Origin of the sequence: Candidatus Collinsella stercoripullorum, assembly GCF_027669965.1 — a bacterium.
Taxonomy (GTDB): Bacteria; Actinomycetota; Coriobacteriia; order Coriobacteriales; family Coriobacteriaceae; genus Collinsella; species Collinsella stercoripullorum.
The window spans coordinates 75,760-92,080 of record NZ_JAQECM010000002.1; the positions used below are offsets into that span (position 1 = coordinate 75,760).

14 protein-coding genes are annotated in these 16,321 nt (G+C 66.1%); 6 read left to right on the top strand and 8 right to left on the bottom strand.

Going from position 1 to position 16,321, the window contains the following annotated elements; all coding sequences use genetic code 11:
• Nucleotides 1–171: 171 nt before the first annotated feature.
• The 4 genes from PHA29_RS01035 to PHA29_RS01050 all read left to right on the top strand — a co-directional run bounded on the left by PHA29_RS01035 (nt 172) and on the right by PHA29_RS01050 (nt 2,445).
• Nucleotides 172–483 (top strand): PadR family transcriptional regulator, encoded by a 312-nt coding sequence (locus PHA29_RS01035; protein WP_270403818.1) that lies wholly within the window; start codon nt 172–174, stop codon nt 481–483.
• The gene (locus PHA29_RS01040; RefSeq protein WP_270847583.1) at nt 480–1,103 is read left to right on the top strand and encodes a DUF1700 domain-containing protein; all 624 of its coding nucleotides are present in this window, start codon (nt 480–482) and stop codon (nt 1,101–1,103) included. The genes PHA29_RS01035 and PHA29_RS01040 overlap by 4 nt, the downstream gene beginning before the upstream one ends.
• 15 nt (nt 1,104–1,118) lie before the next feature.
• Nucleotides 1,119–1,382: a hypothetical protein gene (locus PHA29_RS01045; protein WP_270403814.1), complete on the top strand. Its 264-nt coding sequence runs from the start codon at nt 1,119–1,121 to the stop codon at nt 1,380–1,382.
• A gap of 211 nt (nt 1,383–1,593) precedes the next feature.
• A complete protein-coding gene (locus PHA29_RS01050) occupies nt 1,594–2,445 on the top strand; it encodes a hypothetical protein (protein ID WP_270847584.1) in 852 nt (283 codons plus the stop codon).
• Nucleotides 2,446–2,478: 33 nt separating this feature from the next.
• On the opposite strand, the gene PHA29_RS01055 is transcribed toward PHA29_RS01050, so the two are convergent.
• The 3 genes from PHA29_RS01055 to PHA29_RS01065 form a co-directional block, all read right to left on the bottom strand.
• Nucleotides 2,479–3,930, bottom strand: a complete 1,452-nt coding sequence (locus PHA29_RS01055) for a DHA2 family efflux MFS transporter permease subunit (RefSeq protein ID WP_270847585.1) — start codon at nt 3,928–3,930, stop codon at nt 2,479–2,481.
• Between the two features lie 177 nt (nt 3,931–4,107).
• The gene (locus tag PHA29_RS01060; protein WP_270847586.1) at nt 4,108–6,336 is read right to left on the bottom strand and encodes a YhgE/Pip domain-containing protein; all 2,229 of its coding nucleotides are present in this window, start codon (nt 6,334–6,336) and stop codon (nt 4,108–4,110) included.
• 4 nt (nt 6,337–6,340) lie between these two features.
• Nucleotides 6,341–8,935: a YhgE/Pip domain-containing protein gene (locus PHA29_RS01065; protein ID WP_270847587.1), complete on the bottom strand. Its 2,595-nt coding sequence runs from the start codon at nt 8,933–8,935 to the stop codon at nt 6,341–6,343.
• 154 nt (nt 8,936–9,089) lie between these two features.
• Between PHA29_RS01065 and PHA29_RS01070 the strand changes: the two genes are divergently transcribed.
• Nucleotides 9,090–9,719, top strand: coding sequence for a TetR/AcrR family transcriptional regulator (locus tag PHA29_RS01070; RefSeq protein WP_270847589.1), 630 nt, complete (start codon nt 9,090–9,092; stop codon nt 9,717–9,719).
• Between the two features lie 31 nt (nt 9,720–9,750).
• Here the strand turns inward: PHA29_RS01070 and PHA29_RS01075 are convergent, their stop codons facing one another.
• From PHA29_RS01075 to PHA29_RS01095, 5 genes are read right to left on the bottom strand one after another with little or no spacing between them, the layout of a single operon-like run.
• Nucleotides 9,751–11,346 carry a hypothetical protein gene (locus PHA29_RS01075; protein WP_270403802.1) on the bottom strand — a complete coding sequence of 532 codons (1,596 nt, stop codon included), beginning with the start codon at nt 11,344–11,346 and terminating at the stop codon, nt 9,751–9,753.
• 9 nt (nt 11,347–11,355) lie between these two features.
• The gene (locus tag PHA29_RS01080; RefSeq protein WP_270847591.1) at nt 11,356–12,033 is read right to left on the bottom strand and encodes an ABC transporter ATP-binding protein; all 678 of its coding nucleotides are present in this window, start codon (nt 12,031–12,033) and stop codon (nt 11,356–11,358) included.
• Between the two features lie 14 nt (nt 12,034–12,047).
• A complete protein-coding gene (locus PHA29_RS01085) occupies nt 12,048–12,929 on the bottom strand; it encodes a hypothetical protein (protein ID WP_270847592.1) in 882 nt (293 codons plus the stop codon).
• Between the two features lie 54 nt (nt 12,930–12,983).
• Nucleotides 12,984–13,265, bottom strand: a complete 282-nt coding sequence (locus PHA29_RS01090; protein WP_270847594.1) for a DUF2087 domain-containing protein — start codon at nt 13,263–13,265, stop codon at nt 12,984–12,986.
• A 37-nt stretch (nt 13,266–13,302) separates the two neighbouring features.
• Nucleotides 13,303–13,677: a VOC family protein gene (locus tag PHA29_RS01095; protein WP_270847596.1), complete on the bottom strand. Its 375-nt coding sequence runs from the start codon at nt 13,675–13,677 to the stop codon at nt 13,303–13,305.
• Between the two features lie 475 nt (nt 13,678–14,152).
• Here PHA29_RS01095 and PHA29_RS01100 point away from each other — a divergent pair, with 475 nt between their 5' ends.
• Nucleotides 14,153–16,156: an elongation factor G gene (locus PHA29_RS01100; RefSeq protein ID WP_270847599.1), complete on the top strand. Its 2,004-nt coding sequence runs from the start codon at nt 14,153–14,155 to the stop codon at nt 16,154–16,156.
• The last annotated feature ends 165 nt before the right edge of the window (nt 16,157–16,321 follow it).

Genomic DNA, 16,321 nt, shown 5'->3' on the forward strand with positions numbered 1-16,321 from the left:
AAGGTGGAATCAAAGGAGCGCCGGTTGACGTTTCCCGGGAGAAGTCAACCGGGTTTCTCCCGGGTGCCCGGGACGACACCGTTGTCCTCGTTCTCAAAATATCCCTTGACGTCTTATACTCTACGACATATAGTATGTGTCATACAGTATAAGACGAGAGGAGGTGTGCGGATGGAGGCCCAGATGAAGCGCGGCTTCTTGGAGGCGTGCGTGCTCGCAGCCGTCTCCGGCGAGGAGTCCTACGGATACCAGATCGTGAAGGATGTGCCGGCGAGCATGGGGCTCACGGAGTCCACGCTCTACCCGTTGCTGAAACGGCTCGAGAGGGCCGGATGCATCACGGCACGCTCCGCCGAGCACAACGGGCGGCTGAGGAAGTACTACCGCATCACGGACGCCGGGCGCGAGCGCATCGAGGAGTTTCTGGCCGAATGGCCGTCCGTGCAGGAGATCTACCGTTACGTCGAGGAGGCGCGATCATGACGAGGGACGAGTTCCTTGATCGGCTGGGCGAGCTTCTGGCATGCCTGCCGGCAGACCAGGTCGAGGAGACCAGGCAGTTCTACGCGGAGGCCATCGCCGACCGCATGGAGGACGGGATGAGCGAGCAGGAGGCCGTGGCGGCGATCGGGGCACCCGGGGCGGTTGCCGAGGCCGTGCTCGACGACCTGCCCGCCGTACCGCGCGCCATCGCCAAGACGCGCCGGCGCAGCACCGTGCTGCTCTGGGTCCTCACCGTCGTGGGGTCTCCGGTCTGGGTGCCCCTGCTCCTCGCGTTCGTCGCCGTGGCGCTCATCGTCTACGTCTGCATCTGGGTGCTCGCGCTCTGCGTGTGGATCGTCGCCGCGGCCCTCGGGGGCGCGGGCGCGGTGGAGCTCGTGTTCGCCGCGGGAGGTCTCGCCATCGGGCACATCCCGTACGTCCTGGCCTCGGTGGGAGTGGGGCTCGGCCTCATCGGCGCGGCGCTCCTCGTGGGCGCGGGCGCCTGGGCGGTCTCGAAGCAGATCGCGCGACTCTCGGCGCTCTGGGCGAGGAAGGCCGTCTCACCCTTCTGGAAGGGCAGGGGCGAGGGGAACGACGTGGCCGCGCACCTCGCGGCCTAGGAAGGAACGGCTATCATGACCAGCGCGAAAAAGGTTTACCTCGCTGTGGCGGGCGGGCTCGTGGCCGCGGGCATCGTCCTCGCGGGCATCGGCTTCATCGCCTCCGGGCTCGATCCTGCGGTGTTCAACACGCAGATCGACCTGCGCGACGACACCGTCGTCCTCGGCGGCGTCGAGGTGGACGACCCGACAGGGCTTCCCCTCATCGAGCAGATCAGCCGGGTGGGCGAGGTCGATGTCTCCGCCCCCGGGGCCCCGGAGGCGCCTGCCGCGCCCTAGCCGCGCATCGTCGACATCCGCTCCGGCGCTCGTCTATCGCGACCCCCTCCGACATGGCGGATCGGCACGTCTCGAGCTTTCAGCGTCTGCCGTGAGCCTGTTGCGCCGACGGTTCTCGTCGTCGGCTTTTTTCCTGCGAGCGCTTCGCGGGGCGGCATGCGACAATCGAGCCGAACCGTTGTCCGATGCACCCGCGCCGAGGGGAGGCCGCATGGCTCGTCGTTTCGCTGCGCCCGTCCTGCTGGCTGTTTTGAGCCTGGTCGGCCTGCTGGTCTGTATAGGCTGCGCCTCTCAGCAGGGTACAAGCGGCGATGCCGTTTCCCGGTGCACGCGCGCACGGGTTCTTTCGGTAAACGATGGGGAACTGACTGCCGAGGTGCTCATCTTGGAGCCTCCCGGCGACTCGTCCGTTGCCTGGGGCACGTTTGCGAAAGGCGAGGAGGGGCAGGCGGACTTTTCCGGATGGGGGGCCGATGAGTTGCCCGCGGTCGGTTCGGATGTCGTCCTGACGTGGATCGGCGCTCCCGACGAGGAGAGCTCGTTTCCCATCGACGTGTACGACTGGGAGCCCACGGTCGACTTCTATGCGTCGCTCGATGAGGTCCGCGAGGTTCGCCTCACGGCGTCGATGCTCACCTTCATGGATCAGGAGTCCGATGAGTTGGCGGCGGATTTCGCCGACGTCTCCGATCTCGCCCTCGAGGCGCGGGCGGACGGCGGAGATTTGGTGCTCGTCTTCACCGACGGTCAGCTTGAGGACTATCGGGCGGACATCGAGGGGACCCTCGAGGGCTACGCGGCATCGCTGCGGGAATCCGACGAGGTCGCCTCGCTTAAGATCGCCGACGACCACACGGGCATGACCATCGCCATCGCGCCCGCCTTGCTGGATAAGCCGGTGCTCACGGGCAAGGCGTTTATGGGCGTCCCGGGCATGTGCATAACGCTTCAGGCGCTCGACGGGGTAACAGACTGGCAGTTTGACGTCACGGTCATCGATGCCGAGACCGACGAGGAAATCGGCCATGCGACGCTGCCCGAGGAATCGTTGACGATCGGTTAGCGATTGCGTGCGGCGCGCTGGCGTCGCGGGTGACTACAGGAGCTCGTCCTCGCGCTTGGGCAGCAGGCAGGAGACGATAGCGCCGACGACGGCGGCGCCCGCGAGCACGCAGATGGCGGCGACGAAGCCCTCCGGGGTGTTCTGGTCACCGGTGCCGCCCGTGGCAAGTGAAACCGTCTGCAGCGCCATGGCGACGATCGCGGTGCCGAACGAGGAGCCGACCTGCTGCATGGTGCGTACGAGGATGGTGCCGTGCGGCACCTGCTCGGGGGAGAGGCCGACGTAGACCGCCGAATTGATGGGGATGTTCACCGTACCTTGGGCGAGTCCTCGCACGAACAGCAGGGCGACAAGCGGGACCGTCGGCGCGTCATGCGCGATGCAAAACGGCAGCGTGGTGGCGGCGAGCAGCAAAAACGCGGTCACCGACACCGCCTGGTCGCCAAAGCGGTCGATGATGTGCCGCACGAAGATACGGCTCACGAGCACGCCGATACCCTGCGCCATCATATACTCGCCCGTCTCGAAGACGGTGGAGCCGTGCATCTGCTGCCACCACAGCGGTAAAACAAACTGGGCGGCATAGAGGCATACGCCGAAGAAGAACGACGCGGTGCTCGCGGCGCGCGACGCGGACAGTGCAAGCAAGCGGATGTTTACGAGCGGGCTTTCGGTGCGGCGGAGCGTGTGCTGGCAGAAGGCCGCGATCAAGACCATACCGGCGACGATGGGGAGGGCGACGTCGATCAGCACGCTCGCGGGCTGGCTGGCGATGTTGGACAGGCCGAGCAGCACGAGCACAAGGCCGATCGAGATGAGGGCGAGACCGGCGAGGTCGAGCCGTCCCGCATGGTCGGCGCCGGCGGCGTCTCGCGGCATGAAGCGCAGCGCCAGCAGAATGGCGAGGATGCCGAGCGGGATGTTTACCAGGAAGAGCCAGTGCCAGGACAGCGAGTTCAAGATGATGCCGCCGACCGCGGGGCCGAGTACGGGGCCGAGCGAGATCGGCAGCGAGATGGTGGCGACGATGCCTGCGGTGCGGGTTATCCCGGCACGGCGCGCCTCCATGACCGGCAGGGTTTGCGTAAGCGGGAGGATCATGCCCGCGGCGATACCCTGGATCGCACGGAAGCCGATCAGCGCGGCGGTCGTCGTGCTCGCGGCGCAGCAGGCCGACGAGATGACGAACAGCACGAGGCAGCCGAGCCACAGGCGCCTGCCGCTCCAGCGTATGAGCGCCCAGCTCGTGATGGGCACGACCGCTGCCAGTGCAAGCAGGTAGGAGGTGCTCACCCACTGCATGGTGATGGTGTCCGAGCCGAACGCCTCGACGAGGGTGTCCATGCCCACCGAAACGAGAGTCGAGTCGATGACGGGCATGAGGACGCCGCAGATGATGGCGGCGAGATAGCCGGGGCCGAGGATAGCGAGCGCGCCGGGTTCTCGATCGGATGACGTGTTGCTGCCGTGCCTTGTCCGCTCCATGCTACCTCCCGCGCGCTGTTTGCCACCACCACGCTACCGGCAAATCGGGGCCGGGTTAAACCTGCGCGACAAGTTGGGGCTGGGTACTAAGGGCGACACTTGGCGGACGGCAAGACGGGGACCGGCGCAGCCCCGTCGAACACGCGATAGAGCTGCGCCTGCCCCCGTTTCGCACGTCTACATGATACGGGTCGATTCGAGGGCGTGCTCGAGGCGCTCGTTGAGACGGATCACGGGGCGCCTGAGCACGAGGCCGAGCAGCAAGGACGGAATCAGATAGAGCGCGAGCAGGCCGAGTTCAATCCAGAAATCGTCCCCGTATACCCCGAACATTGCCGCGCGCATCGCGCCCTCGGCGTGCACGAAGGGCAGCCAAGGGTAGATCGCCTGAAAGAGGGGCGGCAGCATCTGCTGCGGAAACGTGCCGCCGGAGCCGGCGACCTGCACCACCATGAGCACGACAGCCACGGCCTTGCCCACATCGCCGAACGATGCGGTGAGGGCGAAGATGATGTTCACGAACACAAACGATGAGACGAGGCCCGCGAGCACGAACAGGCCGGGATGGGCACATTGGACGCCCAGGTACCAGAGGTCTCCACCGCAGATGAGCAGGGTCTGTGCGGCGCCGAGGATCGCGAAGAGCGCAAGGCGCCCGATATAGGCCTGCGGCTGCGAGCAGCCTGTCTGCGCGAGCGCACGTCTGCTCGGTGTCGCCTTGATGAGCGCCGCGATCACCACGCCGCCGATCCAGATGGCAAGCGCGGTGTAAAACGGGGTCATGGCGGACCCGTTGTTGTCGACGGGGAAGACGGCGTGACGGTCCATCTGAACCGGCGTCGCGACAAACGAGGCGATTGCGTCGGGATTCGCGACGAGGATGGTGCGGACTTCGTCCAAGTCGTTCGCTGCAAGGGCGTTCTCGAGTCGGTGCTGAAGATCCCGAAGACCGCCTGCGGCCGCATCAAGCGTCTGCGCGGAGCTGTCGAGGGAGGAACGGGCATCGCCTAAGCCGGCAGACGCGGTGCCGGCGCCGTCGGCCACCGAGTCCATGACACCGGACAGCCCCTCCATGGCAGTGTCCACATTCGATACCGCATCGTCGATGCTGTCGGCAAGCTCGTCGAGCGCGCCGTGCAGCGAGGAATCATAGGTCGTCTGCGCATCGGCGAGGCTCGTGCGCGCGTCGGCGACCATCGTGTGCAGCTCGCTGCGGGCGTCGTCGGCGTCCACCGTCGTTTGTGCGATGTCCCCCGATGTCTTCTCAAGTCCTTGCGATAGGTCCTCGAGTTCGGTAATCGCTTGGTCCACGCGTTCGCAGATGCCCGCGATGGTCGTGGATGCCTCGTGGATGCGCGCGGCCTGTGCCGGATCGGCCGTGCCTTGCGCTTCCAGGCTTTTGAGGAGGGAAGCGCTGTCGGCAAGGGCGTCGGCGAGCCGACGGAGGAACTCCAGCTGACGGTCGACAGCCCCCTTCGTCTCGTCGAGTGCGGTGACGATTTTGTCGGCCTGCCCGTCTGCGGTGTCGAAGGCTCGGTCGATAGCCGCATCGACGTCGTCCATGCCGGCCGTACCCTGCGCAAAGGCCGCATCTGCCGCCTCGACCGCATCGTCGAGCGCGTCCCCGAGACCGCGCAGGCCGTCGGCGCTTTGCGTGCAGGCGCCGGAGACGTCGCCGATCGGTGCACGCGCAGCGTCGAGCGAGCTCGAGCTTGCGGCGACCAGGCTCTGTGATGAGGCCAGTACGTCGGAGAACGATCGCGCGGTCTGCGCGGTGCCGTCAAGCGTGTCCGCTGCCGTCACGAGCGCCTGATCGAGGCGAGCTGCCACCGAGGCGATTCTGTCGTCATCGAGCAGGCGACACAGTTCTTCGAGGGCGCCAGCGCCCACGTCGGTCGCCGTGCGGGCGAACCCTTCGTCGATATCGCGCTGGATTGCGGCGGACGCCTTGTCGGTGACGATTTCGGCGATGGCGTTCGCCTTTTGGTTTTGATAGAAAGCCACCTTTGCCTGACGGGGATTCGCCGAAAATCCGCTGAGCAGGCAGGCGGAGAAATCCTCGGGAATCACCACGGCGGCATAGTATTTCCCGGAGCGCACGCCCTCAAGGGCGTCTTCACGCGTGGTAGGGGTGTAGCCGATGGAGTCCGACTTCATCAGGTTCGCGACCACGCGCTCGCCGAGGTCGAGTGTGACGGGGATCAGCTCGCCGGTGTAGCCGGCGTCCTCGTTGACGACGGCGACGCGCAGGTTCTTCGTGTTGCCGTACGGATCCCAGCTGCCCGCGATGTTGAACCATGCGTAGAACGACGGCACGGCGACGATGCCGACGACCACCACGATGCCGATGGCGTTGGCGAGCGCGTGCCGCACGTCGCGGCGGAAAAACGAGACGATGGAGTGCATGGCGCTACGACCTTTCGGAGAGGGAGGCGGGATGAACAGGGGCGGATGGGCCGGCGTGGCCGGCACGAGTCGCCAGGCGGCGCGGGTGTCCGGTGCGTCCCGCAAGGACGCCGCGTGCACGTTCATGCAGGTACTCGATGACGATGAGGTAGATGCACGTCGCCGCGAGCGATATGATCCAGCAGATGAGCAGGGCGAACTTAGCGGGAAGCGCCAGCAGGGCGAGCAGCAGGGTCGCCGGTACCACGGCCAGGGCAACCAGTCCGCGACCGATGAGCATCGGATAGCGTCGCTCGAAGCGCGCCGCCCGCATCGGGTCGGCGACCCAGGCGCCAGCGCTCACGAAGCTTTCGCCTTTGCGCTCATCGAGCGCGTCTTCGGCGACGTCATGCTCGGCGATCATGAGATCGGTTTCAGCGAGCCTGCGGTCGAACAGGGTGTTGATGCCCACAAGATGCCGTCGCGCGCCGATGCCGACGAGCAGCGCCGGTATCGCGAACAGCAGCAGGGTTGCCAGGCTGCGGACGTAGAAGTCCCCGTAAAATCCGGCAACCGCCTCGCGCATGGCGTCGATGCCGTAGGTAAAGGGCAGCCAAGGGTGCAGGGCACGGAAAAAGCTCGGCATCATCTCGATGGGATAGGTCCCCGAGGTGCCCGGAATCTGCAGCACCACGAGCAGGACGCCGAGCGCCTTGCCGATGTGTTTGAAGGCGACGGCGAGCGCATAGACGATGAGGACGTAGACGAGCGATTCGACCATGCCCGCGAAGACGTAGGCGACAGGTACGACGCACTGGATGCCGAGCGCGATCACGCCCGCGCAGCAGATGATCGCCTGCAGCTGTCCCAGCATCGCGAGCAGCAGCCAGCGTCCGAGAAAGCCCTGCCAGGGAGCGATGGCCCCGAGGCCTTCCGGATCGACCTCCAGCTTGTAGATGGCGACGAGCACGAAGCCGCCGACCCACAGTGCCAGATTGGTGTAGAACGGCGCCACGCCTGCGCCATAGGTGTCCACGGGGAAGATCTCGTGCGTGACCAGGACGGCCGGCGCGCTCATGAACGAACCGACCTCGGTGGGGTCGAGGCGGACAAGGTCGCGCAGGGACGCCAGGGCCTCGGCGCCGCCGAGGGCGTCGATGTCGGTGGCGAGCCCGTCGACGTCTGTCGCGGCTTCCCTGAGCGAGGAAGACGTCTCCTTGATGGTGTCAGCCGCTTGGGCAAGCAGGGCGTCGAGCTGGTCGAGGGACGACTCGGCCTGCGACGCGATTGGAGAAAGCGAGCCCACGGCGCCCGACAGGCGCCCGCCCGCATCGGCGAAGGCGTCGAGCGAGGATGAGATCTGCAGCCCGATGACGCCGGACAGCTGCGCCTGCAGGTCGCTCAAGGCGTCTGCCCCGTCCTGAATGCTCCCGTTCACCGAGCTCGACAGGTCGCGTACGCTATCGGCGGCTGCCTTGATGTCGTCTGATAGCTCCTGCAGCCGGTCGAGCTGAGCCAGCTGTTCGTCGGATAGACTCGAAAGCAGGTCGATTTCCGCATCGATCTGCTGGAGCGCTTGCGTTCGCAGGCCGTTTTGCTCGGCGCCGTCGAGCGCCTCGATTGCGTTGCGGGCGTTCTCAAGCGAGGTCATAAGGTTGCGCACTGTATCGTTGAGGGCACGGATCTGCGCGATGGCGGCATCGATCTTGCCCTGCGCCCAGCCGATGTCTCCAGCGAGCTCCCCGATGTCGTAGGAGGCCTTTGACGAGATGCCTGCCATGGTTCTTGCGTCGGCGCCCATGTCGCCTGCAAGCTGGCCTGCGAGCGTCTGGGTACCGGAGCGCGCGGTGCCGAGTGCCTCCTGCGCGCGGTCGAGCGAATCGGCGAGCGATGAGCTTGAGTCCGCGATCTGCTTCAGGGCACCCCGGGCGTCTCCGACGGTCTGCCGGGCCGAGTCGATGCGCCGCTGGGCGCCATCCAGATCGTCTGCCAGCGCGGTGAGCGTCGCTGCGGTGTCGTGCAGGCTTCCGGCAGCATCCTGGGTCGCCTGGTCGACGCTTGCGGTCGCAGATGAGGCGGCCCCTTTGAGCCTGTCGGCCACCGTGTCGCCCACCACGCGCATGAACTCGCCCTCGATCTGGGTCTCAAGCGTGGTCGCGCCGGTGTCGGTCACCTTGGGTGCGATGGCGTTGGCTTTCTCGTTGACGTAGTAGGCGATATCCGCCGTTTCGGGCTTGCCGTCGACCACCCCTGCAAGGGTAGCCGAGAAATCGCGGGGGATGACGATTGCCGCATAGGCGCGGCCCGCTTCGACTTCGGACACGGCGTCGTCCTTGCTGGGGGAGAAGGTCCACTCGAGCTGATGGTTGTCTTCGAGCCGTTCGCGAATCATCTCGCCGGCGTTGATGTCTCCCAGCCCGGGCACCGTCGCGCCCTCGTCCTCGATGACGACCTCCACCGGCACGGTCCCCGTGTTCTCATAGGGGTTCCAGTTGGCCAGGATATTGATCCATGCGTACAGCGACGGGATGATGCACACGCCGAGCGCGATGACGATGGCTGCAGGATTGCGCACGATGCGCTTGAGGTCCCTGATGAAGATTTGCAAAACGGTACCCACGGCGTCCCCCACGACGGTTCGATGACAAAGTGTTGGAATGTTGTATCCGAGGGGATGGGTCTTTATGCACGCTCATCCAATACTTTTGAAAAAGATTCAAAAAACGTAAGCGATGCTACACTTTCCGGTGGATAAGCTGAGCGAAGGAGACGGTATGGTGAAGCGGGCCGACGGAACGGAACAGGGTGGCGCGAGCGCCAAAACAGCGAAGAGCGCCGCGACGCGCGAGAAAATCATGGCCGCCGCAACCCAGCTCATGGTCGAGCGCGGCGGTACGGGCTTTCAGATCGGCGAGGTGTCCGATCGGTGCGGCATCTCCAAAGGCGCCCTCTACTACTATTTCGCCGATAAGGGCTCACTTGTGCAGGCGATCTTCGATCGGGCGATGGAAGGGCTTGTCGCCGACGTCGAGGCCGCGGTCGCCCAGGCTCCTTCCTCGCGCGCTTCGATTCTGGGGCTCGTCGGCGCACTCGCGCATGCGGTCCGTCCCGGCAGCGCGCTTACGCTTGCGCTCGCCCATGGCATCTGGGATGTGGAGCACGAGGTGCTTCCGCACATCAAGGGGCGCATGGAGCGCATCATCGCGGTGCTCGAGGCGCAGCTCGAGCGGGCCAAGGTCGAGGGGCTCGTCAAGCCGGATGCCAACAGCCATCTGGTGGCGGTCGCCATCATCGGCGCCTTCGCGATCTCCGAATACGCCGGCGAGGCGGTCGATGCCGCGGGCGACCCCGAGGCATTCGCCCACGGCGTGCTCGATGTGGTGTTCCACGGTATCGGCGCGTGACGAGAGGCGGCTGTATGCGGGCCCGATGGGCCTAACGGAGCGCCCGTATAACCATGGTCGCTACGGCGGCTGCGGTTATCCAGAACGCAAGCGGGGCGAGGCCGGTCGGTATGACGGCGGCGATGAGCGCCGCGGTCACGGCGGAGAGCCCCAAAGCGCTCTCACAGGACAGGCGGAGCTTCCCGGGTGTTCGTTCTGCTGCGTCGAGCGCTCCGCAGAGCGCCAGGATGATATCGAGCGCCAGCGCCGACGAGAAGGCGCCGAGTGCCGACATGACGCCTGCGCTCCAAGCAAGGGGGATACAGACGAGAAGCGACGCTACGACGGCGACGGCGAGCGCGGGAAGAGCGTCCAGCGCGAGCAGTACCGGTGTCGACACGGGCAAGTGGTCGCGCATGAAGCGGTTGCCCATATCGTCGGTGAACGTCCGGGCGATTGCGCGCGGGAGCTCGGAACAGGAGAGCGCAAACAGCAGCCATGAGGCGGCACCGAGGATGCGCCCGCCCGTTGCCCCTCCGAGCATGCCGGACGCGGCGCTCATCTCGGCAAGGGAGCCGGAAAGCAACGCGACGCCCATCGGCGCCAGGACGGCGCCAGCCCCCAGCAGCTGCGGCAGCATGTCGTATCTGCGAACGAGCGAGATGGCGGAGCGCGCGAGGACCGTTGCCGTTCCCCTGATGCATGGCATGTGGCCGATAGGGCGACGCCGCGCCGCGCGACGGCTTTTGATGAGGCTGCGGTAGAGCTTGGGGTTGTAGACCGCCATGCGGCGCACCGCGTAGACGGAGGCGTCGCCGGCATCGCACGTGAGCGCGCAGGCGGGTAGAGTGCGGGCGACGACCGCGCTCGTCGCGACGAGCAGAAGCGTACCTGCTGCAGCAGCGATGGGTGCGGATGCCCCGGGCTTGCCGAAGATCAGCGCTTGAGCAATGCCGGCGAACCGGGGGAGGAGCGCACCGGTCGTGACGACGAGCATGATGCCCGCCGCGGCGATGGCGCAGACGAGGGCGAGGCGCCGCCTGCCCGCGACGCGCAGCCGGATCTCGCCGACGACCCAGGCGAGGGCATACGACGCACTCGTCATCAGACCTGCGGTCATCGCGTAGGGCAGGCAGATAACAAGGTCGGCTTGGGTGCCGAGTGCCGTTGCGGCGAAGGCTGCGACGAGGTAGCCCGCAGCACCTCCCACAAGGGCGCGCGCGATCAGACGCGGTGCGAGTTCGACGAGGTTCCAGCCGGCAAGCGCCACGGGCGTCTGCGCGAGCCAGGCGGCGTCGGGCGCGGAGACGGCCCAGGGTGCACGCCAGGCGGCGCGAACTGACCACAGGGCTGCCGCGCAGACGGGGAGCGCAAGGGCGGCTCCCGCGATGAGCAGGGCGATATCGGCGGTGACGGCTGCCATCTCGGGGCTGTCGGTCTGCGCGGATCCGGTAACGAGGCCCAATAACCACAGCCAGCACGCGACAGCGCATCCGCAGACGATGACCGCCACGTAGAGCAGGTAGATTCGTTCGCTCAAATCGCGCGTGTCGTCCAAGTCAGCACCGGCCGCCCACAGCCAGAAGTTGGCAGAGGCGCGCAGGTGCTTGCGCTTGAGCCAAAGCATGGTGGAAAGCCCGCCGAACATGATTGTCACCTACACGGATTTCCAGAACGCATCGTCGACGGGGCCGTCAAGATGCTCCAGTCTACCGCCCTTGAGCATGAGCATGCAGGTAGGCTGGAGCGTTTCGAGCGCATGGTGGCAGCTCATGATGATGGCGCAGCCGCAAGCGGCGGCACGGGCGAGCTCCTCCTCGAGCACGCGCGCGGAGGTGGGGTCGAGCGGACCGGTGGGCTCGTCGAGCATCAAAAGGGCGGGCTGGACGGCCAAGGCGAGCGTGCAGGCGAGCTTCCCGCGCATGCCTCGCGAGAAGCTCTGCGGATACTGGTCGCAAAAGCGCGCGATGCCGAAGCGCTCGAGCAGGCGGTCGGCCTCGTCCCAACGCTCGTCGTCCCAGTTGTTGGCTCGCCCCAACAGCTCGACATGCTCGTAGGCGGTGAGATCGTCGTAGAACGCGGGGACGTCCGCGACGAACGCCATGCGGCTGCGCTCGGTGGGCCTGGCGCGCTCGAGCGCGGTTCCGTTGAGCAGGATGGTGCCCTCGCGGAGCCGCTCCCAGCCGGCAAGACAGCGCAAGAGCGTGGATTTTCCCGCGCCGTTCGGGCCGACAAGCAGCGCCACGTCGCCTGCAGCGAGCGAAAACGTCACCTGTTCCCAGATGTTGGCACGACCGTAACCGAACGCGATGTCTCGAACATCGAGGATATCCATAGCGGGCCTTTCGCTTACCGCACCGTGAACACGTAGCTCACGGTGCCTTCGCCGAAGGTGACTTTCACGCAGTAGCGCCAGCCGGGCTCGATAGCGAGCGTTACCGTGCTGTCGACGAGCGCTGCTTCGACCTGTTGGCCGGGAAGCGCGTCCGCATCGATATCCGAAGGAGATGCCGCCTTCTCGGTAGCCGCTGCGATGTCGTCCTCGCTCCAGCGCGTGACCGACACCGAGCGGGCGGAGCGGTCGAGGGCCAACGTGGCCTCGATTTCGCTGTCGATACGCGCATCGGGGATGTCGTCGCGAGAGATCTGCGTGGGATGGGGGACGTCCGCCACGACGGTCCGCATCTGCCCGTCCTCTTTAAAGCTCCAGGTGAAGCCGTTGGTGAGGGGCATCAGCGAGACCGCCGCAAGATCGGTGGTGTAGTCGAGTGAGGCGCTTGCCGGCTGCGAGGGGTCGGGCTCGCTCCAGAGCTGGGCGACGAGCTCATCGTAGACGGCAGCGTCCTCGGGCGCCCCTTCGTCGATGACCTCGACGCGCGTGATGCCGGGATACTGCCCGGGATAGCTTTCGAGCATGATGCCGTTGCCGGTTATGCGCACGACGTTGCCGGGCTCGAGGTCCTCGGGCGCGATGGCGGCGCCATCGATGCCGGCGATCTCGGCGTCGCCGATCGCGGTCGGGACGAAGGGCGTCTCGGTGTCCTGATCGACAAGCAGCAGGCTGCCGTCGCTTAGACGAAGGACCATCGCGGTGCTTTCGAGCTCCTGCTGTTCCTTTTGCTGTCCCGCGTCGCTTCCTTCGGCGCGCTTTGTGCCGTTGGCTGCACAGCCGGCGATGCCGACGACGGCACCGAGGCAGGCGAGCGCGATGATCGCGATGCGGAGGTTCATGGGCAGCCTTTCGTCAGAGGGCCGAAGACGGATTTCCGTTTGTCACATGATACGCTACGTCGCGATACGACGGTATACGCGGCCGTCGTCGCTGCGCTCGAGGTATCCGAGGTCGACGAGCATGCGCCGCAGCCACGCGTGGTCGTCGACGATATCCAGCAGGATGAAGTTGACCTCCTGCTCGGTATAGGTGCGCCTCGCTTCGAAGCGGCTCGTCGCGTAGCGTAGCAGTGCCTGTCGATAGATGTCCTTGCGCGGTATGGTCGCCACCCGGCCCGCTTCGTCGATAAACCGACGGCGAAACTCAGCGTCAACATACGCGATGTCGTTGTTCATGGACACTTCCTTAGACAGGTGGGGTCGGCCCGGCTCGTCAGTCCGCCGTGTAGTCGTGGAGTACGGCCTCGATGTTGTTGCCCTCGGGGTCGAGCACGAAGCAGGCGTAGTAGCCGGGGTGGTAGTCGCGCGGGCCCAGGGCGCCGTTATCGGTACCGCCGTCGAGCGCGGCCTCGTAGAACGCCCGGACATCATCGGTGGTCTTGGCGCGCCATGCGTAATGGCTCGGCGCAGGCGCGATGCCCTCCTTGGTCGCCGAGATCCAGACGGCGTCGCCCGTCTCGTCGTCGACGAATTGCGTGCCGCCCGGGTACTCCACGCCTTTGTGATAGCCCACGGTTGCGAGCACGCGCTCGTAGTAGGCGGCCATGGCAGCGGGATCGGATGCATGGATGATGAGGTGATCGAACATGGCATTCCTTTCGCAGATGGTGCAGATGGGTACGTGTTCGTTTCATCCCCTTATTGCCGGCGATGGTGACGGCCGACTCCATTTTCCCATCGTGCCCATGGGCAGATACCGATACCTTCGGCGAGCGGTGCGCTCCGCGCTGGGGACCAGCAGTTTTCTCGTATCAGGATCGAGGCTCTCGCGAAGTGAGTGCTTCATATTGAAAACCCTTTGTATACCGCGGAGGTTGCAATTCGTGTACCTGCGGATTTCTTGCTGTGCAGTACAGGGATACTCGAGGAATCCAAAACGAAGCACTCACTTCGCGAAATCGGACGAGCCCCGGCGCGCTTGAGGGAGCTGCTCCATCGACCAGAGGGGCTCTTTCGGGCAAAATGGCCCGCGTCGACCGAGACCGCGTTGCCGTTTTGGCATGCGTTTCGCCATCTTCAGCGTGCTACCATCGTGGACGCGATGCGAAAGCGGGGAGGCGCGCATGAAGCAGGCGGTCGTGGGGCTTGTCGCCCACGTGGACGCGGGGAAAACGACACTGGCAGAAGCCATGCTTTTCGCAGCGGGCTCCATCCGCGCGCGCGGACGCGTCGACCGCGGGGATGCGCACCTGGACAGCGATGCCATGGAGCGCGAGCGCGGGATCACGATTTTCTCCTCGCAGGCGTCATTCGATTTCGAGGGCTTCCATTACATGCTGCTCGACGCCCCCGGGCACGTCGACTTTTCCGCCGAGGCCGAGCGCACGCTGCGCGCGCTCGACTGCGCGGTGCTCGTGATCGGCGCAAATGACGGCGTCCAGGGGCATACCGAGACCATGTGGGACCTGCTTGCGCGCTATCGGGTGCCGACATTCCTGTTTGTCAACAAGATGGATCTTGCCACCGCCGATCCGGATGCGCTGATGCAGCAGGTCCATGGGCGCCTTGACCCGATGTGTTTGGACGGTGCGGCCCTGCTCGCTGCCGACGAGTCCGTGACGGAGGACGCCGCGGCGACCGACGAGACGGTGCTCGACGAATATCTCGAGACCGGCGCGCTTTCCTCCACGACGCTTCGCCGCCTCGTCACCGAGCGTCGTATCTTCGCTGTGTTCTCGGGATCGGCGCTTCGTGGTGACGGCGTCGAGGACCTGCTGCGCGGCATAGCCTCGCTGATGCCCGAGCGCACGTGGCCCGACGAGTTCGCCGCGCGCGTGTACAAGGTGAGCCGCTCGCCGCGCGGCGAGCGGCTGGCATGGCTCAAGGTCACCGGTGGGGTGCTGCGCGCCAAGATGTTCGCCTCGGGCACCGACCATGGCGAGGTATGGGAGGAAAAGGTCGATCAGGTCCGCATCTACCAGGCCGACTCGTTTCAGACGGTGACAGAGGTCCCCGCAGGACGCATCTGCGCGGTGACGGGCCTTTCTCACGTGATGCCGGGCAGTGTCCTCGGCGCCGAGCCGCAGGGTCTGGCGCCGCTGCTCGCCCCCGTCCTGTCCTACCAGGTGCTTCCTGGCGATAACGACGTGCATACGGTGGTGCGCGCCCTGCGCGAACTCGCCGATGAGGATCCCTTGCTCGGCGTGAGTTGGCAGGAGCATCTGCAAGAGGTGCACGTGCAGCTCATGGGCGCCGTGCAGCGCGAGGTCGTGCAGCAGGTGCTCGCGGAGCGCTTCGGTCTAGCCGTCGATTTCGGTCCGGGCGGCATTCTGTACAAAGAGACGCTGCGCGCGCCCGCGGAGGGTGTCGGCCATTTCGAGCCGCTTCGGCATTACGCTGAGGCCCACCTGCTTATCGAGCCCCTGCCGCGCGGGATGGGAATCGAGGTCGGTACGCGCTGCTCGGAGGACGACCTCGACCGCAACTGGCAGCGGCTCATTCTCACCCATGTGCTCGAGCGCGCGCATATCGGCGTGCTGACCGGCTCGCCGCTCGCCGACGTGCGCATCACGCTGCTCGCCGGTCGCGCGCATGCCAAGCACACCGAGGGCGGCGACTTTCGGCAAGCGACCTACCGCGCCATCCGCCAAGCGCTCATGTGCGCCCGCGAGCAGGGGGCGTGCGAGCTGCTGGAACCCTGGTACCTCTTCCGCCTGGTGGTGCCCGCGGACAAGGTCGGGCGGGCGCTCGCCGACCTGCAGCGCATGGGGGCGTCGTTCGATCCGCCAGCGACAGCGGGGGAGGTCGCCACGCTCGTCGGATTCGCGCCGGCATCCGAGATGCGCGAGTACGCGCTCGACGTGACGGGCTACACGGCGGGGCTTGGACGTCTGGCGCTCGAATATGCCGGGTATCGGGAATGCCACGACGCGGAACGCGTGATTGCCGAGGCCGCCTACGATCCGGAGGCCGATCTGCCCAACACGCCGGATTCGGTCTTCTGCGCGCACGGGGCGGGCTATACCGTCAAGTGGCACGAGGTCGCCGAGCAGGCGCACGTGGAGGTCGATCCCACGCGCCTGCGTCCCTGGCGCGAAGCCGACGCCTCGTTTTTCGCGCGGGGGTAGCGCGACCGGGCGCTGAGTGCTCCCCGAGAAGCACATGTGCGTTTACGGTGCGGTTTATGGGAGGCCTGGCGAGTAGACCGCTGAACCCGCAGGCGCGCTGCCAGCGCTTTTGCTCTGGGCATCGGCGGTGATACTCGACCATCCTGCCATAAACCGCACCGTAAA